This is a genomic window from Paraburkholderia sp. SG-MS1, assembly GCF_012275575.1.
Taxonomy (GTDB): domain Bacteria; phylum Pseudomonadota; class Gammaproteobacteria; order Burkholderiales; family Burkholderiaceae; genus Paraburkholderia.
Window position 1 is genome coordinate 21,888 of the sequence record NZ_NPIH01000029.1, and the last position, 20,424, is coordinate 42,311.

Below are 20,424 nucleotides of genomic sequence, written 5' to 3' on the forward strand. Positions count from 1 at the left end.
ATACGCTTATCAAGCGTAATGGCGTGCTGCGGCGTGACGTGATTGACGGGGGCGTCGCTATCACAGGCACACCTCGTGGCGGCCGATCGCAAATCACTTGCGCCCGAGCCGCTCAGCACCTGCGCCGAGCGCCGGCCCTGCGGTCGGATCGAGCGTGTCGGGCTTCTTGGCAATCAGCGTCTGCGTCGTCAGGATCAGTCCGGCCACGGACGCCGCATTACGCACTGCGCTGTAGCTCACTTTCACTGGATCGATCACGCCGCGCGCCAGCAGATCAGTGCATTCGCCGGTGCGCGCGTCAAGACCGATGCTGCCGTCCGACTTGGCGATCTGCGAGACGATCGCCGCACCGTCGAGTCCGCAGTTGGTCGCGATATGGAACAACGGGGCCGCCAGCGCGCGCTGCAACAACTTCGCACCCTGCTGTGCGCCCCCACGCATCCGCGCGATCATGCCTTCAAGTTCGATCGACACGCGAAGCAGCGCGGTGCCGCCGCCCGGCACAACTCCCTCCGCGATGGCTGCACGGGCCGCGTTGATCGCATCCTCGATGAGATGCACGCGACGCTTCTGCTCGACCGGCGTGGCGCCTCCGGCGAGAATCAGCGCAGTGCCGCCCGACAGTTTTGCGAGCCGTACCTGGTACTTGTCGCGCTCAACGTTCTCCGGCGCCATGTCGTATTGACGTGCGACCTGCTGCCGGCGCGCGGCAATCGCCGTCGCGTCCCCGCCACCTGCCGTGACGATCGTCTGGTTCGAGGAGATACGCACCTGGCGTGCGCTACCGAGGTCGCGCAACGCAACCGCTTCAAGTTTGCCGCCCAGATCGCGCGCGATAACGCGGCCACCAGTGACGATCGCGATGTCCTCGAGCATCGCCTTGCGCCAATGACCATACTCGGGCGGATGAATTGCGGCGACGGCAGGACCGCCCGCATCGCGGCTCGCGAGCAGTGTGACGACGCACGCCGGCGCCACCTCCTCCGCGATGATCAGCAGAGGGCGTTTGTTCTGTCCGGCTAATGAAAGGAGCGCTGCGACCTCGTCCTGACTTTGCAGTCGCTGATCGGTCATCAGGATCAGCGGGTTGTCCAGCACGGCCTGCATCCGTTCGAGATCCGTGACCATGTGATGCGAGAGATAACCGCGATCGAACGCCATACCGTCGACGACTTCCAGTCGCGTCTCGACCGTCGTGCCGTATTCGACGTCGACAATGCCATCCGCGCCAACCCGTTCCAGCGCCTCCGCTACCAGCCCACCTGTGAATTCGTCGTTCGCTGCAACGACCGCAACCGCACGTACCTCATCGGGACCACGCAACGGCGTGGCCGCCCGTTTAAGCGCCGCAATGGTCTCTTCGACAGCCAACTCGAGTCCATGCACCAGCTCGACCGGGTTGACGTCCTGACCGAGACAGGCCAGCCCGTCCTGGACCAGTGCATCGGCCAGCACGGTGGCAGTGGTCGTGCCGTCGCCGGCGACCTCGTTGGTTTGCTTCGAGACTTCACGAACTACCTGCGCGCCGATGTTCTCGAACAGGTCTTCGAGTTCGATCTCGTTTGCGATGCTCACACCATCGCGCGAAATGATCGGCGACCCGATCGGGCGATCGATGATTGCGTTCATCCCTTTGGGGCCCAGCGTGCCGCGCACGGCTTTCGCGAGCTTTGCAACACCGCGACCAAGGGCCGCGCGCGCTTCGTCGTCGTGCAACATGATGTTCGGCATTGTCATCCTCCTATGTGTTCTATTTTTCCAACCGTCTGCTCTAACCTGCGCCTGCATTACGCGCTGCGATCTCCTGATAGGTGTGCCTCGTGACGAAATGGATCGGGTGCTCGTCGTCCGCATGGGCCGGCGGACCGGCGTCGGTTCCATAGCGCGCCGCAAGCAAACCGCGACACAACGCGCCATTGAATTCCGCATTGACGCCGACGCGTCGCAGCGCGCGTAGATAGGCGTCAAGCGTCGAAGGATCAAGTACCGCCGCAGCGCTATCGACGAATGCAACCTGCAGCTTCTGTGATTCATCGGGACTTGCGCCAACCACGAAACGCCGCTCGATATAACGGTCGATCAGACCCTTCGTATGGGCATCGTCAACTGCGAGCAATGAGAGTTCGTCGACGCTCCATTTCACCAGCTCATATGCATCGTGTCCTCGCGCCAGCAGATTCGTCAGCAGCGCTTCCTGTCTGCGCTGAAACGCCTTGAGCAGAAACGTGCGTCGCAATTCAGCGAGATCGTCACTGGCGGCATCGCCGAAGCTCTGCTGGAAGCTCAGCCCTTTTGCCACCCCCGAATTGATTTCCGCTGCGTACATGTGCTCGTCGAGTTCGACAGTGACGCCCGTGACCCAAGGCAATGACGCAGCAGCCGCTCTCATGTCGTCGGCCATCAGAAATGCAAAGTTGGCGGCGCACCAGTAGGTCGGCAAACGGAATGCGATCTTCACGCCGCCTGCCGCGTCCGCAGCAACCGACGTTACGAAACCCAACGCGGTCACCGACTCGTCCAGCTCAGGATCTACGACCACCGCCAGGCGCATCCAGATCTGAGCAGCGCGCTCGTCGGCGGAGCCAGGCGCTACGGCGCTCATACGCTGAGCGCGGGCGTCTGCCGCGTCTCTTTGAGCAGTGTCTTCTGGGCCTCGATATCGATGTCGTAAAGACGCGCCGCGTTGAGGCCAAGAATTTTTTTCTTTGCCGTCAACGATAGCTGCACGCCAGTTTCCTTGCTCACTGACTCGGGCAGTTCGAATGCCATGAATTTTTCGATCAGCCACTTCGGCGACCAGATCGCATAGTCGCTGCCGTACAGGATCTTGTCTTCGCCAATCCAGAACAACAATTCGGAAATCACATGCGCGAAGTACTCCGGCCGACTGTGAATGAACGGCAGCACTACCGCGAGACCGCCATAGACATTGGTTTCCTGCGTCGCAATCCAGCAGAAATCATCGAGACGCGGCAAGCCGCAATGCTCGACGATGAAATTCAGATTCTGGAAGCTGGTCGCAACGTCATCGACATCCCCGACATCGAACGCGTCGCGATTGAGCGGCAAAATGGTCGGCCCCTTGTGGACGTGGATGTTTTTGATGCCCAACTGCTCGCAGCGTTCGAGAAACCGGTACACGCCCGGCTCCGACAGTTTGTACCCCTTGCTGTCCCCGCGCCATTCGGCCGTATATAGCTTTACCCCCTTGATCTTATACAGCTCGGACAATTCGGTGAGCCGGTCAAGCCCCGCTTCGCCATCGCGAGGATCGAATGCGCCATTGACGATAAACCGGTGTGGGTACTTCTTCTTGACCACGTAGTTCGCTTCAGTCGTATTGAAGCCATTCTTGTAAAAGTCGGTCAGGTAGGTCGGCTGGCAGATCGCCATGTCGTCGCAGCCGCTGACGAACAAATCGTCGTACATGACCTCTTCGCCGTACTTGTCAAACTTCTCCTTCGGCCATAGGTACTCTTTGGGACTCAGATTCGTGTGATACGCATAGAAGCAGTCGATAAACTGTTGGCCGTGCACGTTCTTCAGGTTTTCCTTGCTGCCGTCCCAAAGATGGACGTGCCCGTCGATGACAAAGATGTCCTCGCCGTCAGGGGTTCTAAACATGACAGTCGTCTCCGTGAGTTATCGCAAACCGGCTCACTCACGCGAAGCCGGTGCGTGTTGCGGGTTTGTACCGTTGCTTGACGTTTATCCGGCGCTTACTCGTAAGCCATTGCGTCATCCATATTGCCAAATAGCGCAACGGTTTCATCGTCGATCATCACCATGCGACCGTAATGCGTCGACGTGGAAATCTCGAACAGATGCGGCGTCATCTCGCGCCCCAGCGCTTCGCTGATCTCACCCATCTTGAATTCGATTTTTCCCTGACCGTCGATTCGGATCATCGCCGGCAGGTAAGTGACGGTGATGCCGGGTTTAGTCGCCATCAGTTCGGCGATTGCACGCGCTTCGACGCTGTCGTTCATTGTGACGCCGCACTGGTGCGAGATAGTTTGCTCGAAGCGCAGATCCTGGATCGGTTTGAAGATATTGTCGGTATGCACAGACATGGCTGACTCCTGTTCGCGATTGATTCGAACGGTGGACGAATTTACACTTCGACGGCAAGCGGGAAATGAATGCCGATTTCCTTCGCAATCATCTCGGCGCGTTCGACCGAACTGCTCAAGCAGTCGCTAAACTGCGATACCTTGACGTGGGGCAGCGACCAGATCGGCTGCAGGTGCTTTGCCGCCTGCGCAGCGAGCTTACCGTGCGTTTCAAGCCATCCCGTGAACAGCGCACGATTCGCTTCACCATGGTTTGGATCGTTCGCGAGCATATGGAAGAGTTCGACAGCATTCGCAAGATTGCGCTCGTAGTCGCCTTCGGCGGCGGACACCACTGTCGGCGTCAGGAAATCATTCTGCGCGGCCGCGTCCTGCATGATGAAGCCGCTACGAAATAGTGTTGCAACCAGCGGCTCAAACACGACGTTGACCGCGAAATACTTCTCCAGATAATCGTCCGCCCCCCCGATAGCCTCGATAGCGCGCCGCGTGTCCTGCCAGATCGGATCCGTAAGCCAGTGCTGTTTTCCGGCATCGAGATCGAGACCCGGCAAATCAATCGCAATCTCACCCAGGTGCAGCGTCAGATCCTGTGAGAAACGCAGCTTGTATGAGGCGTTCGTAAGAATCGCGCTGTTGATCATCTGCGTGTAACCGTAGCGCTGCGCGTGCATGGTCGCAGTCCCGAGACCAAACTCCGCGTGCTTGTAAGCACCCAGATGCTGTTCGAGAACCTTGACCCACGTCTTGTCGAGACGCTTCGTTGCTCCTGAGCGCCGCGCGTTTGCAGTCGCGCTGGTGATCATCCCCACGATCGTCGATTGACGCTGGTAATGCGTGCGCTCCCACTCTTCGTCAACGGCTCGAAACTGATGCCAGTCCGTACATTTCGCCGCCGTCCACGTTTCCGAGTAGGTCGGCGTGCCGTCCGCAAATGCCAGTATCCAGTCTTGCAGCAGATAGCGTTTTGGGTCGGGCTGGACATCCACCGTCATGTCTTCGTAATGGCTTGCCTTACGCCCTTTCGGCTCGAAATAGTTGTACTTCCGGCTGTCCCAGCCGATAAACTGCGCAGCGCCCGCAGCGCCCGACTTGATCAAGACTTCCCGCTCTGCCAACGTACTCATGTCGTGTCTCCTTGATTGCGTGGATCCGTTTATCCGATTGCCGGTGCACGTTTTTCCCGCCACCGCTGCGATCAGCGAACTGCCTGCGTAAACTTGTCGAAGAAGAGCCGCTCCGGTTCGACGCCGGCCATCTGCAAGGCCGGAATCACCGCATCGATCATCGCGGTCGGGCCGCATGCGTAGGCATCGATATCTCCCACAAGCGACTCGTCCCGCAGCACGCGACTCACGACGTCGTGGATAAAACCCGTCTCGCCGGTCCACGCGTCTTCGGGTTGTGCATGCGACAGCGCTGGAATGAAGCGGAAATCAGGCAACCGGTCGGCAAACTCCGCGAACTTGTCGAGATAGAACAGATCACGGCGCGTGCGCGCACCGTAAAAGAAGCGCACTGGCCGCCGTTCGCCACTCCGAACGTGATCGTTCAAAATCGACCATAACGGCGACATGCCGGACCCACCGCCCACCAGCACCAATGGACCGGGTTCGTCTTCGCGCCTGAAACAGGTGCCGTATGGCCCCTTGGCGACGAGGCGGTCGCCCGGCTTCAGCCCTTCATCCAGTTGCGACGAGAACGCGCCGTTTGGGTATTTCTTGATAATGAATTGAAGCCGCCTTTCTCCATCCGGTGCATTCGCCATCGAAAAAGAACGCGTGATGCCCGCAGCCGGAATCGTCAGATCGACATACTGTCCCGCCCAGAATCGCAAGGGACGCGAAAGCTGAACCTCGAGCAGGCGGATGTCGTGCGTGAGATGCGTAATAGCCGTGAGCGTCGCATCGTATTCGCTGACCGGGATCGACCTGCGCATCAGGTCTTCATCGTAATTCAGCAACTCGACGGTCAGATCGCTATAAGCGAGCGTCCGGCACAGAAGAATATGACCGGACTCGCGCTCGTAGTCGGGCAGCGCGAACGTCGAATACTTCTTCATCTCCACGTCGCCCTCCAGCAACAACGACTTGCAACTACTACACTGCCCTTCCTTGCATCCATGCATCACGGCGATGCCCTGGCGGAACGCCGCATCGAGGACCGTCTCGCCTTCCGCGACCGACATATCCACACCGACCGGCTCGAAGCGGACCGTGTGGAGCACGGGCTCCTTGTCGGCTGCCTGTACCGGCGGGCTCTCCTCTTTATCCATTACTTTCATCCCGTCCTCCGTCCATATTGCGGCTCTGGAGCGGACTGCTCCGCTCCGGACGCTCCATATCGTCAGTTCAGCGGTTTGATCTTGAATCCCGCTCGATACTCGGCAATGTGCTTTTCGCGTTGCTCGGGTGTCATGTCGCGCAGGAGCACGATAGGACTCTGGATCACGTGGCCGCGCACGTGGTCGAGCGTCCACATGTCACGGTTGTCGAACCGCAGATGAGGTTGCGGGACCAGCGTCTTGCCGTCGCTGCGCACGAAGCCCAGATCCTTGATGCAGTCAGCCAGATCCCAGCCGTGATAGCACTCTTCCCATTGGCGTCGGCCACTGAATCGCCCCATCGCCGGCGTCGGCCGACCTTCGTATTCCGGTGCGAAGGCCACCTTGTGCGTCCAGCGACATAGCTCGGAACAGTATGTATAGAGCTTGCCGTCGACCTCATCCACGACGAAGTCCTCACGGATCAGACACGGCACGAGACAACTCCAGCAACGATGCGGGTATACGTAGCCGTTTTCCTGATCGAACAGCATGTTCGTCTCGCCCGGCACGCTCTTTCGTGCATACCATTTCCAGAAGTCGCCGAACTCCGCATACCAGCCCGGATACTTGTGTTCGAACCATTCGAAGTCCTTTTCTGTCTGGGCTTCAATGCGCCAGAAATTCACCGGCCAGCCAACCGAGAAGAACTGCGCAACCTTGTGCACATAATTCTTCTTGACAATGCGATCCCACGCCGCGCCGACGTCGTCATGATGAATCTTGATGCCGTACTTTTCGAGCGGCAACATGTAGGTGCGGTAGTAGTCTTCGTAGATCCAGCGATGCCACAACTCCGCGTACGATTCCTTTTTCTTGTCACGATCCGTTGTTCCGTATTCGATGAACGTACCGATCGCCGCATCAACAATCGCATGGTTTTGCCAGAATGCGTAGCGCAGGTCGCGCTCCAGCAAAAGATGGTTGTCGGGGTCGTTGATGATCGACATGACCAGCGAGTGCCCGTTTCCGATATGACGGCTCTCGTCGGACTGCACCGAGAGAAACACGGTCGGCAACGCATAATCGCCGTTACGTGCCGCTTCTGACGGCATCGCGACGAACAGCGTATTCGTGAACGCCGTCTCTGCGACGACCTGGAGGAAGACGTTGGCGGCCGTCACTGCGTCGCCGGTCAGGAAGCCTTCGGCGAACTGGCGTCCAATGGTCGTTGCATAGCACTTGCCGAAAGCCGCTTCGGTGATGTCAAAGCCGGCCGGATCGATATAGTTCTCCATGTACCACTTCTTCAGATTCATTTGAATCGTCGAGTGCCTGAATTCGTCAACCATCTGCATCGTGAAGCCGGTGCGTAATTCCTCGCCGGGGGCGAGACGGCCGAGCATCGCCATCGAACGCGCCGCTGAGATTTCCGGGAACGGGATGATCGCGAGGAACAACTTCATCCACTCGACCCAACGCGGCTCGACATTGCGAAACATGTCGCCACGCAAAGCGGCATCAAGCGCGCCGTAGACGCGATTGTCCTTTTCCTCCTGCATCGGAAAATACGAGCGCAACACCTGCTTCATCGGGTCGCGCGGTGCCTTGCTGATCTTGTAGTCGGTCGGGAAGGTCATTGCTTCCTGAACATAACTGGGCGTCCAGCCGAGATCGGCGACGCGGCGCGCGGCCTCGCCGATACTGATTCCACGCTGGGACGTGATCTTGTTTAGCGTTAATCCGTCAGACATCGAGCTCTCCTTGTTCGGTTTCACTGTGACCGTCGAATGACGGCAGCTTGAACACACTCGCAGTCGACCTGTCCGTCGAAGTTTTGGAAAACTTATCAAGTTGGACTCGTTCAGGTTGACCTCAAACTTTAGAGCGACAACCGTGCCAGTTAACTTGCCCATGGAGACAAGTAAGCCTGGCCGCCGCTATCCCCGAACCACGCCCTTGTGGTGTTGCAATGCTGTCTTGTTCTGCGACGCTCCAGCAATCGCACACGTCCTGATTTGGGCCACTTCAGCGACCCGCGATCGCGCCACCATCCGCATTCACCAGCGTGCCGGCCTGCCCGTCGCCGCGCTGTGGTCCCTGCGCGATGAAGCGTGCCGCCAGAATCAGCGACCCCATCGCGAAGTCGGCTCCGTAGGCTGCGATCATCTGATCGGCAAGCGCGCCAACTTTCTCGATGAACTGTTCCTTGCTCACGCTCGTGTTCTGGGTCATCGTCGTCTCCTGATTTGCGCCGCGCGGCCACAATGGCTTCAGCGCGTGTTTTCAATCCGGAATAGCGCGTGCGGCAAATACACCAGCGCCATTTCGCCCGACTCGGTGCCAAACGCCAGGCGTCCGCCATCGGGCGACCATGCGAGCGCCACGACAGGTGCGCCACCACGGCCTTTGACGAAAAGAACGTCAGTGCCGCCGGGCTGACACAGCAGTACCGCGCCATCGTGATAGCCGACAGCGATCATCGTGAGCGTGGGGTGGCACACGACGCAGGTCACCGGCGACTTGCTCGTGCCGCCGCAGTGCTGCGGCGGTGCACCGCGAGGCGGGTCGAAGCGCCAGCACACGGGTCGTTCGCCACCACTCGTCACCAGCAGATGTCCGTCCGCCGAAAACGACAGCGCGCGCGGTTGCAGTGGATAGTCGGCCATTTCGATATCGTCGCCGTCCGGCAGTCTCCAGCCGTGCAATGCGTTCTCCTGCATGCCGGTCACGACATAACGTCCATCGGGACTCCACGCGACCACACGATGAAAGCCGGGCCACGCCAGTAGTCTCGAGGCACCGGTTGCGGCAGACCAGATCGTGACGCCGCCCTGATGCGCGATCGCGAGCCGCTCGCCGGTCGTGTCGAAGGCGAGGCAGCCGGCGGGCGCTGGCAAGCTCAGTTCGTGCGACTGCTTGCCGGAAATACAGACGCGGCGACCGCTCGCATAGGCACGCCAACCCGAGCGCGACGCCGCAACCGCGTCGATCCAATTTCCGGGCAATGCGGCCAGCAGGTTGCTATTGCCGTCGATGTCCAGATGAACAAGTCGTCCATCGTCGCCGGCACTCAGGAAGCCGCCGGCTGGATCGCTCGCGAGGCTTAGACAGACGCCGTCATGCACGGCGAAGCGCGCAACGGGCGGAGGTGGGGCTTGCGGGTGAATCAGTTCGATACCGCGTGTCGCGTGAGGTTTGAGCTGCGGCCCACCTTCCCACCTGCCGGCGGCAAAGGCGAGAGTGCCGTCGCCGAGCGCGAACGCCGCATAGTCGCTGTTGGCATTCCAGACAACTTCAAGCACCGGCGCCTGCGCCACCCAGCGGGCGCCAAGTAGATCGACCAGTGGAGCGGTTGCGTTCATGCGTCGATCTCGCAATGTTTGACGCTCTCGCGTAACTCGTCTGCGTCGAGTCCGCGGCCGATGAAAACCAGCCTGCTGTCACGCAACTCGTCGCCGCGCCACGGGCGGTCGAAGTCGGCGTCGACACTCATGTGCACGCCCTGAAATACGAAGCGCCGCTCGGACCCGGCGATGTCGATGATGCCTTTGGCTCGCAGCAGATCCTGCCCGTGTTCGGTCACGAGTTGCTGGAGCCATGACATGAAACGCGTACGGTCCAACGGTCGCTCGATATGCAGCGAGACGCTGCCGATGCCGTGACTATGCCGGCCGGTCATCGCGGCGGGTCGTGCCGGGACGCGCACACGGCGATAGTGAACGAGCCCCTCGCGTCGATCGGTCAGCTCGACCGCAACGGCGGCGTGCGGGGTCAACGCAAGCGTGAGCGTCTGCCGATCGAGCAACGTCGCCAGCGGTACATCGCAATACGAGGTACGGACAATCGCGGCGACCGGGTTGATATCATGCACCACGGCCTCGATCGCATCGAGAGCGTCGGCGTCGACCAGGTCCACTTTGTTCAACAGGATCGTGTCAGCCTGCGCCAATTGCACGGCAGCTTCGATGCTGGTGCGCAGCGCGGTCTCCTGATAGCGCGCATCGGAGACGCAGATTACGCTATTGATCTGGGCTCGCTGGCGCACAAGATCGTCGATCAAGAAAGTCTGCACGACCGGCGCGGGATCGGCCAGCCCCGACATCTCGATCAGGATGCCGTCGAACCCGTCCTTGCGGCGGATCAGTCCCGACACGACCCGGATCAGATCCCCACGCACCTTGCAGCAGAGACAGCCATTATTCAGCTCGATGACTTCATCTTCAGCGCCGACGACCAGCGCGCCATCTATACCGAGCTCGCCGTATTCGTTGACAATCACCGCATAGCGACACCCATGCTGCTCACGTAGCACGCGATTGAGCAAGGTGGTTTTACCCGCCCCAAGGAAGCCCGTCAGGACCGTCACGGGAATGCGCTTCATCGTGGATTCCTGTCGCGTGCTGCAAGCGTTATCGCGTTGAGCGCATTGAGTGCCTCTTCGAGCCGCGTGCGTTGCGCTTCGGTCGCGCGCAGCGCTCGTTGGGCTTCGTCGAAACGCTCCCGCAATTGCGCGATGTGCCGCGCACGCTCGGGCGTGTCATTTTCGCCACTGGCCCGCGAGTCGGCCAGCGCGCCTGCCAGTTCGATTTCCGCGCCGGCGAGACGACTTTCGCCGCGCAGGTGATCGGAGTTCAACTGCGTCAGCGCAACGACCAGTTGCACGTGTTCGGATAGCGGCGTGACGATTGGATGGGACGGCATGCGGCTCTCCGTTCACAGATCGCTACGGATGACGGTTTATCTCGACAGCGAACGACTCAGGGAATCAGAACAGCACGCCCCTTGATCTTGCCGTGATGCAAATCCTTCAAAGCCTGATTTGCGTCGCTCAGCCGGTATTCCTTCGTCGCCAGATGCACAAGGCCGCGGTCGGCCAGCGCCATGAGTTCGACCAGTTCAGGATAGGTGCCGACCAGATTGCCGACGATCGTTTTTTCGCTGGTTATCATGTCGATCGTTGGAATTTCGATCTTTCCGCCATAGCCGACGATGTAATAGAAGCCCGCGCTACGCGTCATAGCAAGGCCCTTAGCGATCGCATCGCCTTCTCCAACGAAGTCGATTACCGCTTCCGCGCCGTTGCCGCGGGTCAGTTCGAGTACGCGCTCGACTTCATCGCCACTCGCTTGCACCGTGTGATGCGCGCCACACTCTTTCGCGAGTTGGAGTGCCGCCTCAGAACGATCCACGACGATCATTTCCGCCGCGCAGAGCGCGTTCAAAACCTGAATTCCAATATGACCGAGGCCACCCGCGCCAATAACCACGGCGAACTGGCCTGGTAATAGATGGCGCGAAGCCTTTTTTGCCGCTCTGTATGCGGTGAGTCCAGCATCGGTGTAAGGCGCGACATCTTTCGGCGCGAGCGATGCGGGCAACTTTATCAGCGAGCGCTCACCGGTGGACAGGTACTCTGCATATCCGCCATTCGCGTTAATGCCCGGAAAACGGCTCTCGGACGCGTGCATGTCGTCGCCGCGCCGGCACGCAAGGCAATGGCCGCTGGTGACGAGCGGATGACAGATTACGGGATCACCTACCTTGACGCTTTGGACGGCCCGTCCTACCGCTTCGACCCACCCGGCGTTTTCGTGCCCCATGATATATGGCAACGTCACGTCGACCTTGCTGCGCCAGATGCCTTCGACGACGTGCAAGTCCGTTCGACAAACGCCGGCTCCGCCGACTCTCACGATCACATCGTTTGGCCCCTGAATATCGGGCGTCGCGACTTCTTCGTAGCGAACCAGTTGTTCGCGAGACAACGACTCATCGTATTCGTGCAAGACGGCAGCTTTCACAGTTTGTCTCCTGAATTGTCTTTTAATGTGCTTGCGTTGGGCTAAGCAAAGAGCACGCCAATCTTGTCAATAGACTGCTCAGTCTGGCAGACGCCGTGCCCGCGCCATTTCCACGGCGGCCCATGAATTTAGACTGGACCTGCTGCAGCGCCTACATGTCGCAAAATCGGACGCCCCGCGAGGATGAGCAATATCCTGAACGTCCCAATACGAGACACCATGCACCAACTACCACCCTTTATAGGGTATTGACCCGCGTTGTTCGCTGATGGAAATAGCAAGCGCAGCGACGTAAGCGATGTCTGGTAACCGTGACCTCGTGTCACGTCGCCTGGCTTACCTAAAAACTGGCAGCCGAAAGCTGCAATCTAACTATCGACCTTGCCGGGTTCGACAATCCATCCCAGCCACGACGCGACATAAACGCGATCTGCGATCTACGTGGCAGGACACCGGCTCGTCGTCGATAGCGGCCCTGTCGTTTCATCGTCCGTTACTCAACCCCTGTTGCACTGGCGTAGCCGAGCCAACTTCCCTGATTGGATTGATTCGACTGGTCTGCCGCAATTCCGTCACCGCACTCCCGGCACTCGCCGGCATGAGCCGCAAGAGCAGCGGAAACCGGACAAACTTAGTTCGCCCGCAACTATCCAGGAGGTGCTGTGAAGAAGCCGCGAGCATCGCTCGAAATCGCCTTCTCAAGCGAAATAGCGCCGCTCTATCAACTATGGCGCGCGCGGCGAACCAGGCAATTCCGGGAGATTCTGGTCTGTCGCATGCGCTCGCGCTGCTCAACAACTCCCCAATCGCTTTGCGACAGAATGAGCTGGCGACGCTGCTGGCGATCGGAAACTCCTCCAGGGTGAGACTTGTATGCGCAGCGCAGATGGCGTATGCGTCGTGTCGGTCTCGCCGCTCGGTCATCGACTATCCGGTATTGATTTCGACGATCCCAATCTTGGGCGACGACCCTACGACAAGTGGAAAGCCTATGGCCAGTCGAAACCGTTCCGGGACTACCGGTTCCGCTCATCTACGAGGGATTTGCACGACCGCCGACCTTCCGGAGTCAACGCACTGCGGTCCTTGGGACCGAAGCCAAGTAGGTGTCCGGTGTAAAACGTCTTTCGATCGTTAAGTTCATCTAGCCCCGATACGCCGTTCAACATTGGGGAGCATGTGTCACCCCTGATCAAGGGCAGCGGAACCGGGAGCTAATGCCAGACCTGGACCAATTAACCCAAAGCGCTTCACTGAAACGTGACGGACCTGACGGGACGGTGGTCTGGAAGCCGGGCGAAATATTCAAGAGCAACGACAGGTATTCCCCGACCTAACCGCTAATTTGATCCGCCCCGCCCACCTCGTTGATGAAGGCGAGCAGTCAACTGCACGGGAGGGACTGAACGTGCAGCCACTCCGCGAGCGGTCATTGATTCCCGACAGGGCGTAGGTCCGCAGTGGGTCGAAAGTGTGAGTTCGCTGACGTAGTGAAGCCGCGGCTCAATTTTTCAAACTGAGTCGCAGTCCGCAGTGCGGGCCGCCCTGATCGCGGACCCTGTCTGCATAGCGTTCGTTCGCGCGAAGCCTGTCGGCACATTCCATCACCTACGCGCTGTCAGTATTGCGGGTGATGTTCCGGTGGCTGATCGAGCAGCGCTATGTGCTGGCCAACCCGTTCGCCGGCATCCGGCTGCACGGCGCCAGCGCGGCTGAACCGTTCAACGCGGCCCGCAGTCTCACCAGCCATGAATGGCGGCGTGTCCGTAGCCGACACTGCCTGCTTCAAACCTTAGCTTGACGAACAGCGCTAAAACGAAATCAGAATTGCATATCCGGTGGCAACCGCCCGGGATCCAACCCGCACTCGCTCAACGCTTCGAGCACCCGCTTTTTCGAATCGCCCTGAGCATGGTATTTCTTCGCCCAGTTCTGCAAGAACTGATAAAACTTCCCGTCCCCATCACGACGTGTCACGCCATCGGCCGGAATCGCGCTCAACGGCCGCGGCACGACCATATTGGCCAGATTCTGGTTAGCCTGCATCGCGGCCAAACCCGCAATCGCCGTCGTCAATGTCACATCGGATTTATCGGACTGGACATCGAGAATCGCATCGTTTGAATTCTTGAGCGAGCGAATCTGCGCATGCGGCACATATTTCCTGGCGGCCTGCTCCGAAGTCGTCCCCATTGCGACGGCTACACGAGTTGAGGGCTTGTCGAGGCTTGCCCATGTCGGGTCGATATTGAAACCTTTACGCCCAACCGCAACATCAGGCAGAGTCCAGAGCGGGCCAAACATATAAACGGCCTGTTTGCGCTGCGGTGTCTCGGCAAGTCCGATGAACATGTCGATCTTTCCTGACTGCACGTCAAGAATGGACGTACCCCAACTCGTCGTGACCCAGTCGATTTTCAGTTTTTTGCCCATAGCTTGACCAAGCGCGTCGACCGCATCGCGGCTGATCGCGACAGGAAAGCCCTTCCAATCCGTGCTACCGGGCTGCTGCCAGTAATAGCATTGTCTTGCGGGAATAACACCGACTCTCACTGTTCCGCGATCGCTGACGTCCTGCCACGTCGAGTCTGCTGCATGCGCGGAGGCAATCGCGCCGAGCGCCATCGACATGACCAGAATGCAATGACGCGCAACCCTCACAGCTTGCGATGAGAAAAACATACTTCGTACCTCTAGTTGGAACGATTGCTCGTTAGAGACTGCGGACTTCATGCAGCAGCCAGTGCCCGAAAATGGCTGAGAAACGCCTTTGTCCGCTCCTCGCCTGGATGGCCAATCACTTCAGCAGGCGTGCCTTCTTCGACGATGCGGCCTGAATCCATGAATGACACGCGATCGGCGACATCCCGCGCAAAGCGCATTTCGTGCGTGACGATCACCATCGTTGCGCCTTCGCGTGCCAGCGCTTTCATGACGGACAGCACTTCCTGAACGAGTTCAGGGTCGAGCGCCGACGTCGCTTCGTCGAACAGAATCACCTTCGGTTGCATGGCTAGCGCCCGCGCAATCGCGACACGCTGTTGCTGCCCTCCCGACAGCTGAGAGGGCAGTTGGCCCGCACGTTCGACCATGCCGACTTTGGCGAGCATCGTCAGTGCAAATTCACGCGCCTGCGCAAGCGGAGTGTTTTTGACGAAGCGCGGCCCCGACATGACGTTCTCAAGCGCTGTCATGTGTGGAAACAGGTCGAATTGCTGAAACACCATGCCAACGCCTGCGCGAAACCGCTCAAGGACTTTCGCTCGCGGCAGCTTCGTACGCGGACCGAACTGGATGCTGTCATCGCCGACACGCACCGTGCCACCGTCTGGATGTTCGAGCAGGTTGATACTGCGCAACAAGGTTGATTTGCCACATCCACTCGGCCCGATCAACACGCGTACTTCACCTTGCATCACATCGAGCGAGACACGATGCAGGGCCGTGAAATTGCCATAACGCTTTTCGATGCCAGTGAGCTGGATCATCGGCGATACTGGTTCAGGCTGCGCCACGGGTTTGTCAGATACAAAGGAAGTCATCGCTGCACCTTCATTTCGAGTCTCTTGCTCAACATCGTGACCGGAAAAAGAATCACGAGGTAGACGATTGCGACGAACGTGTAGACCTCCAGTGGCCGGTATGTCTGCGACGTCATCTCGTAACCGGTGTACATCAGATCGGGAACCGCCACCACGTAAAGCAAGGACGTATTCTTCAGTTGCAATACACACTGATTGACAAAGGGCGGAACCATCCGGCGCATGGCTTGAGGAAGAATGACGTGTCGCATCAACCGCAGATGACTCATCCCAAGCGCTCTCGCCGCGTTCCATTGCCCGCGTTCAATCGAAATGATGCCGGCGCGAAAAATCTCGGAGCAGAACGCGCCCATGTACAGCGTAAGACCCAGACCGGCCGCAACCCAGGACGAGAGACTGAAGCCGGTCAGAATCGGCAGCGCATAGTAAAACCAGATGATCTGCACCATGGAGGGCGTGCACCGGAAAAATTGCACATAACCGGCAGCGGGCGCGCGAAGCCACCAGCGCCGCGAGAGCAGCAATGAACCGCACACGACACCGATCGCCATGCCCACCACGATGGTGCCCGCCGCGTAACCCAATGTGATAGCCAAAGCATGGAGCCATGCAGCTGGATCCATCACGACCTTCCAGTCAAATTGATAGTGCATACCGCCCCCTTGCCAACAACACTACAGAACCAGAAATTCGCGCGGGAATTTCGTGATGAACTCGATGCCGTCACGCGTAACAACAACGGTATCGCTATACCCCAGACCATTAGCCGCCATGATCATGTGAAACACCATCCCTTCCTCGAGTTCGAAATCGCATGACGGTGTGAACTCGCGAATGAACTCACCTGGACTCGGCCGGAAGTTCAGACCTAGCCCGTAACCAAGACGGTTGGTGTAGGCGTGACGCTGCTTCAAACCAGCTTCGAGCATGGGCGCACGCATGGCGGCATCGATCGCAATTGCGGACGCACCAGCCTTCATCATGCCGAGGCCGATATCCTGTGCCGCGAGAATCGTGTTTGCAGTGCGCCATTGGTCGTCAGTGGGCTCGCCGAGCACACCGGTGCGCAGAATGCGTGTCCAGTAGTGGTTCTTGATGCCGTGAAATTCGTAGTGGAGCGCATCGCCCCGGCGCAACACGCGGTCGGTCCACGGGCCATGTCCTTCGAGCGTGCGTTCACCTGTCGTCAGCACGCCATCCACGGGAAGATCGCTACCGGCCTTCAGGCGGGCAAAAGCCATAGCGGCCGCCACATCGCGTTCGGTCACGCCTTCTCTGGTCGCTTCGATCGCACCCTGAAGCGCGGCTTCGACGATACGTGCCGATGCACGCATGCAGTCGAGTTCGAGTGGCGATTTGCGAATGCGCAGCAGATCGATCAACCGTTCTTCGTCAAGCAGCGTCGCCGAAGGCAAAGCGGCTTTCAAGCGATCGTAGCGGTCGGCAGTGAGATACCAGGCCTGTTTATCGAGCGCGATGCGCGCCTTCGACAAGCCTCGGCTCTCCACAGCGCGGCGCGTTGCTTCGATCGGGTCTTCGTGATCCCAGTAGGTCTGGATATCTTCGACCCAGGTGGTCACCCGGGCGGCTTTTTCCTCGAGGTAGCGAATTACGAGGAATGGCTCGCCTTCGAGCGGCAGACCGAAGGCGGCATACGCAAAGTGAGCCGGCGTATAGAAACCCGAAGTCCAGTTGATCGCTTCCTGACCGAACAGCAGCAGCATGTCCATGCCGCGACTGCTCATTTCCGCGCGCACCCGTGCAATCCGCTCGTCGTATTCTTCTTTTGGAAAATTCATGATATCTGTCGTCGCCTGATGCAGGGAGGTTTCCTACCCTGCCATAGTTAAAAGCCTAAAAGAACCTGTCAATGGGTTGGCTTACCCATGCACTCACTACGGTCAAGCTACGGCCACTTTGTCGCGGAAAAAGCGCGAAATATGAAATGGCTCGATTGGTGTGGAAGATTTGCCCGTATCGATGAGTTCAGCCATGACGTCGCCAACCCCCGGTCCGAGCTGGAAGCCTTCACCGCAAAAACCAAACGCGTAGAACAGACCCGGGACACGGCTACTCGGACCCATGATCGGCGTTTCGTCCGGGAGATAGCTCTCTATCCCGCTCCAAACCCGAATGATGTTGAGAGGGCGCGTCATCGGAACAAGCGCCTTTAGCTGTCTGACCTGATTCAGCGTGTGTTCGGGAATCACATAGGCACGGCGCAAATCGGCGTACGCCGGCCCGCGCGGGCCACCGCCGATCACGATATTGCCGCGCTCTACCTGGCGCACGTAAATGCCCTGCATGGGGTCGCTGGTCGAGATACCGATTGCCGGACCGATCCGGTACGGAACAGGTTCCGTGACCGACATCTGAGGGCCGCGCGGAATCAGATCCACGCTTTCGCCAAAGCCCGAGGAAAAAGCATTGGCCCAGGCGCCTGCAGTGACGAGCACGACTGGCGCACGAAACGTCCCTTTGCTGCCGGCGCTGATGACAAAATCCTCGCCCACTTTCTCGATCGTCTCGACTTCCACATTCTCGTAAACATGCGCGCCGGCCCGCGTTGCCGCGCGGCCGAACGCAGGTGCGGTCAGCCGTGGATTGGCGTGCCCGTCGAGCGGTGCAAACGCCGCACCAATTGGACGATCAGACAGGAAGGTGAAGCGCGAACGCAACTGATCGCGCGGCACCATCTTCATATTCAGGCCATAAGGCGCAGAGTCTTTGGTGTATTTCTCGAGGATCTGGAGACGCTCCTCGTTGAACGCGACGATCACGCGCCCCGTTGGCAAAAATTCGCAACTCTCACCAAGTAGCTCGGGCAAGCGTTCCCAGATTGCACGGGAACGATTGACAAGCGGAAGTTGATATAGCGCGCGATTGGAGCCACGCACATTACCAAAATTGACTCCGCTCGCCTGCTGGCCGACCAGTCCGCGCTCCAGCAAAATCACCGAGCGATTGCGCTGCCGCAGAAAGAATGCCGCAGACGCGCCCATCAGACCGCCACCCACAATCACAACATCAGCTGCGCGTTCCATCAGACCTTATCCTCCGTCGACTCTGCGTCAATCGGCAACGGCTTGATCGGCGCCTGCGCTCTCAGGCGGCCCGCTTGCTCAAGCGGCACACCGAGTGTGGCCGATACCAGTTCCGCGCTCGCGAGACCGCAATAGCGTCCCTGACAACGCCCCATCCCCACTCGTGTGAGAGCTTTGGCGCGGTTGACCTCCGGTGCGCCCAGCTCCTTGACCGCACGGCGTAATTCGCCTGCCGTAATCGACTCGCAACGACATAGCAGCGTATGGTCGGGCAGTTTCTCAAGCTGCCTGACTGGCAGTGGAAATGCGTGAGCGATACCAATGGCAAAACGCCTTTGTGTACGCTGTGCACGCTGAAGGTCTGCAACGCGCGCGGCCGGGATGGTATGGCCGAGGTCCTTGAGCGCGGCGTGTGCCGCCAGTTCGCCGCTGATCTCGGCGGCATCGGCACCCAACGTACGTGCACCATCACCCGCGACATAAACACCACGCACGCTGGTACGACCGTCTTCATCGACCTCTGGCAGCCACTGGCGCGTCGGGTTGTCAAACGCGAAGCGGCAGCGCGCAAGATCGGCTAACTGAACTTCAGAGCGTAGGTGGTAGCCCAACCCGACAGCGTCGCAGGTGAACTGTTCGCGCTTGCCGTCCGCAAGTTCCACCGTGACACCCCTGACCGCGTGCTTGCCTTCGACACGCAAAGGGGTAACGCCGGCTTCGAGGCGCACACCGGCGCGTCGCAACGCCATCATGTAACGCATGCCTTTTAGCAACGTGCCGGGACGCGAGACGAGTTCGGGCAGCGCCTTGATCCGCGTCGACAACGGCGTCGTATCGAGCACGGCAGCGACGTGCGCACCGGCCTTGACATACTGATGAGCCACCAGATAAAGGAGTGGCCCCGTGCCGACGAAAACCACGCGGGAGCCGATCGAACACGCCTGTGCCTTGAGCGCGATTTGCGAGGCGCCAAGACTGTAGACGCCCGGCAGGGTCCATCCATCCAGAGGAAGCAGTCGGTCCGTCGCGCCCACCGCGATGATGAGCGAATCGAACTGGACCGATTCGGCGCGCTGTCCGCACATGGTGTGCAGAACGCCATCGTAGACATTCCAGACAAGCGTATCCGGTCGATAGTCGATTTTCCCGACCAGCGCGTCGAACGCGCTATGCACAGCCACGGCCTTGTCGGCCTCCGCACCGTAGAGCGTCGCCGCAGACCGCTGGAAACCGGCAGGTTGACGTCGATAGATCTGACCACCGCTACGCGACGCTTCGTCGATCACCACCGGGCGCAATCCTGCGGCCACCAGCGCGGCAGCAGCACGCACGCCCGCCGGCCCCGCCCCTACCACGACAACTCGTGAGCTCTCGCTCATAGCGCCTCCGGCCAACGCGTCAGCACTTCCATATCGTCTTGCGCCACTGTCGTGCAAGCACGCACACGGCGACCGTCGCCCAACGTCACCCAGCAGTCCTGGCATGCGCCCATGAGGCAGAAACCTGCCCGAGGTCCGTCACCGAACTCCGACTGCCGGAGCGCGCGGCCATTGACCCGCAAAGCGACCAGCAACGTATCGCCTTCGAGCGCAGTGATGCGATTTCCATCTACGGTCAGATTGACCGGAGCGCGTTGCCGTTCATCCAGACGGACAAAACCACTCATGACCGAATCCCCTGAAATATCCCCATTACCAT

General features: G+C 59.5%; 19 protein-coding genes. All 19 read right to left on the reverse strand.

Going from position 1 to position 20,424, the window contains the following annotated elements:
* Positions 1–93: 93 nt before the first annotated feature.
* On the reverse strand, positions 94–1,731 hold the full coding sequence (groEL, locus tag CIC12_RS02285) for a molecular chaperone GroEL (RefSeq protein ID WP_168661773.1): 1,638 nt from the start codon (positions 1,729–1,731) through the stop codon (positions 94–96).
* A gap of 40 nt (positions 1,732–1,771) precedes the next feature.
* A complete protein-coding gene (locus CIC12_RS02290; RefSeq protein ID WP_168661775.1) occupies positions 1,772–2,602 on the reverse strand; it encodes an iron-sulfur cluster assembly protein in 831 nt (276 codons plus the stop codon).
* Positions 2,599–3,624 (reverse strand): amidohydrolase family protein, encoded by a 1,026-nt coding sequence (locus CIC12_RS02295; RefSeq protein WP_168661777.1) that lies wholly within the window; start codon positions 3,622–3,624, stop codon positions 2,599–2,601. Before CIC12_RS02295 ends, CIC12_RS02290 begins: the two co-directional genes overlap by 4 nt.
* Positions 3,625–3,719: 95 nt before the next feature.
* Positions 3,720–4,073 carry an MmoB/DmpM family protein gene (locus tag CIC12_RS02300; protein WP_168661778.1) on the reverse strand — a complete coding sequence of 118 codons (354 nt, stop codon included), beginning with the start codon at positions 4,071–4,073 and terminating at the stop codon, positions 3,720–3,722.
* A 41-nt stretch (positions 4,074–4,114) separates the two neighbouring features.
* A complete protein-coding gene (locus CIC12_RS02305; RefSeq protein WP_168661866.1) occupies positions 4,115–5,200 on the reverse strand; it encodes an aromatic/alkene monooxygenase hydroxylase subunit beta in 1,086 nt (361 codons plus the stop codon).
* Positions 5,201–5,271: 71 nt separating this feature from the next.
* Positions 5,272–6,357, reverse strand: coding sequence for an FAD-binding oxidoreductase (locus CIC12_RS02310; RefSeq protein WP_446727908.1), 1,086 nt, complete (start codon positions 6,355–6,357; stop codon positions 5,272–5,274).
* A 62-nt stretch (positions 6,358–6,419) separates the two neighbouring features.
* Positions 6,420–8,090 carry an aromatic/alkene/methane monooxygenase hydroxylase/oxygenase subunit alpha gene (locus CIC12_RS02315; RefSeq protein WP_168661780.1) on the reverse strand — a complete coding sequence of 557 codons (1,671 nt, stop codon included), beginning with the start codon at positions 8,088–8,090 and terminating at the stop codon, positions 6,420–6,422.
* Between the two features lie 274 nt (positions 8,091–8,364).
* Positions 8,365–8,571 (reverse strand): hypothetical protein, encoded by a 207-nt coding sequence (locus tag CIC12_RS02320; RefSeq protein ID WP_168661782.1) that lies wholly within the window; start codon positions 8,569–8,571, stop codon positions 8,365–8,367.
* Positions 8,572–8,609: 38 nt separating this feature from the next.
* A complete protein-coding gene (locus CIC12_RS02325; RefSeq protein ID WP_168661784.1) occupies positions 8,610–9,701 on the reverse strand; it encodes a WD40 repeat domain-containing protein in 1,092 nt (363 codons plus the stop codon).
* Positions 9,698–10,720, reverse strand: coding sequence for a CobW family GTP-binding protein (locus tag CIC12_RS02330; RefSeq protein ID WP_168661786.1), 1,023 nt, complete (start codon positions 10,718–10,720; stop codon positions 9,698–9,700). The genes CIC12_RS02325 and CIC12_RS02330 overlap by 4 nt, the downstream gene beginning before the upstream one ends.
* A complete protein-coding gene (locus tag CIC12_RS02335) occupies positions 10,717–11,040 on the reverse strand; it encodes a hypothetical protein (protein WP_168661789.1) in 324 nt (107 codons plus the stop codon). The genes CIC12_RS02330 and CIC12_RS02335 overlap by 4 nt, the downstream gene beginning before the upstream one ends.
* A 56-nt stretch (positions 11,041–11,096) precedes the next feature.
* On the reverse strand, positions 11,097–12,140 hold the full coding sequence (locus tag CIC12_RS02340; protein WP_168661791.1) for an alcohol dehydrogenase catalytic domain-containing protein: 1,044 nt from the start codon (positions 12,138–12,140) through the stop codon (positions 11,097–11,099).
* A gap of 1,821 nt (positions 12,141–13,961) precedes the next feature.
* A complete protein-coding gene (locus CIC12_RS02345; protein WP_168661793.1) occupies positions 13,962–14,771 on the reverse strand; it encodes a transporter substrate-binding domain-containing protein in 810 nt (269 codons plus the stop codon).
* A 98-nt stretch (positions 14,772–14,869) separates the two neighbouring features.
* On the reverse strand, positions 14,870–15,628 hold the full coding sequence (locus CIC12_RS02350) for an amino acid ABC transporter ATP-binding protein (protein WP_168661796.1): 759 nt from the start codon (positions 15,626–15,628) through the stop codon (positions 14,870–14,872).
* A gap of 50 nt (positions 15,629–15,678) precedes the next feature.
* Positions 15,679–16,335 (reverse strand): amino acid ABC transporter permease, encoded by a 657-nt coding sequence (locus CIC12_RS02355; protein ID WP_168661798.1) that lies wholly within the window; start codon positions 16,333–16,335, stop codon positions 15,679–15,681.
* A 21-nt stretch (positions 16,336–16,356) separates the two neighbouring features.
* Entirely contained in the window at positions 16,357–17,481 is a 1,125-nt protein-coding gene (locus CIC12_RS02360; RefSeq protein WP_168661801.1) for a M24 family metallopeptidase, read from the reverse strand.
* 102 nt (positions 17,482–17,583) lie between these two features.
* Entirely contained in the window at positions 17,584–18,726 is a 1,143-nt protein-coding gene (locus CIC12_RS02365; protein ID WP_168661803.1) for an NAD(P)/FAD-dependent oxidoreductase, read from the reverse strand.
* Positions 18,726–20,105, reverse strand: coding sequence for an FAD/NAD(P)-dependent oxidoreductase (locus CIC12_RS02370; protein ID WP_168661805.1), 1,380 nt, complete (start codon positions 20,103–20,105; stop codon positions 18,726–18,728). The genes CIC12_RS02365 and CIC12_RS02370 overlap by 1 nt, the downstream gene beginning before the upstream one ends.
* A complete protein-coding gene (locus CIC12_RS02375; RefSeq protein WP_168661807.1) occupies positions 20,102–20,392 on the reverse strand; it encodes a (2Fe-2S)-binding protein in 291 nt (96 codons plus the stop codon). The genes CIC12_RS02370 and CIC12_RS02375 overlap by 4 nt, the downstream gene beginning before the upstream one ends.
* Positions 20,393–20,424: the final 32 nt, after the last annotated feature.

Coding starts and splice junctions, on each gene's coding strand:
- CIC12_RS02320 (WP_168661782.1), bottom strand. CDS start 8,571: ATGACCCAGAACACGAGCGTGAGCAAGGAACAGTTCATCGAGAAAGTT.
- groEL (WP_168661773.1), bottom strand. CDS start 1,731: ATGCCGAACATCATGTTGCACGACGACGAAGCGCGCGCGGCCCTTGGT.
- CIC12_RS02365 (WP_168661803.1), bottom strand. CDS start 18,726: ATGGAACGCGCAGCTGATGTTGTGATTGTGGGTGGCGGTCTGATGGGC.
- CIC12_RS02325 (WP_168661784.1), bottom strand. CDS start 9,701: ATGAACGCAACCGCTCCACTGGTCGATCTACTTGGCGCCCGCTGGGTG.
- CIC12_RS02360 (WP_168661801.1), bottom strand. CDS start 17,481: ATGAATTTTCCAAAAGAAGAATACGACGAGCGGATTGCACGGGTGCGC.
- CIC12_RS02335 (WP_168661789.1), bottom strand. CDS start 11,040: ATGCCGTCCCATCCAATCGTCACGCCGCTATCCGAACACGTGCAACTG.
- CIC12_RS02310 (WP_446727908.1), bottom strand. CDS start 6,357: ATGAAAGTAATGGATAAAGAGGAGAGCCCGCCGGTACAGGCAGCCGAC.
- CIC12_RS02295 (WP_168661777.1), bottom strand. CDS start 3,624: ATGTTTAGAACCCCTGACGGCGAGGACATCTTTGTCATCGACGGGCAC.
- CIC12_RS02305 (WP_168661866.1), bottom strand. CDS start 5,200: ATGAGTACGTTGGCAGAGCGGGAAGTCTTGATCAAGTCGGGCGCTGCG.
- CIC12_RS02350 (WP_168661796.1), bottom strand. CDS start 15,628: ATGATCCAGCTCACTGGCATCGAAAAGCGTTATGGCAATTTCACGGCC.
- CIC12_RS02355 (WP_168661798.1), bottom strand. CDS start 16,335: ATGCACTATCAATTTGACTGGAAGGTCGTGATGGATCCAGCTGCATGG.
- CIC12_RS02370 (WP_168661805.1), bottom strand. CDS start 20,105: ATGAGCGAGAGCTCACGAGTTGTCGTGGTAGGGGCGGGGCCGGCGGGC.
- CIC12_RS02330 (WP_168661786.1), bottom strand. CDS start 10,720: ATGAAGCGCATTCCCGTGACGGTCCTGACGGGCTTCCTTGGGGCGGGT.
- CIC12_RS02300 (WP_168661778.1), bottom strand. CDS start 4,073: ATGTCTGTGCATACCGACAATATCTTCAAACCGATCCAGGATCTGCGC.
- CIC12_RS02345 (WP_168661793.1), bottom strand. CDS start 14,771: ATGTCGATGGCGCTCGGCGCGATTGCCTCCGCGCATGCAGCAGACTCG.
- CIC12_RS02315 (WP_168661780.1), bottom strand. CDS start 8,090: ATGTCTGACGGATTAACGCTAAACAAGATCACGTCCCAGCGTGGAATC.
- CIC12_RS02290 (WP_168661775.1), bottom strand. CDS start 2,602: ATGAGCGCCGTAGCGCCTGGCTCCGCCGACGAGCGCGCTGCTCAGATC.
- CIC12_RS02375 (WP_168661807.1), bottom strand. CDS start 20,392: ATGAGTGGTTTTGTCCGTCTGGATGAACGGCAACGCGCTCCGGTCAAT.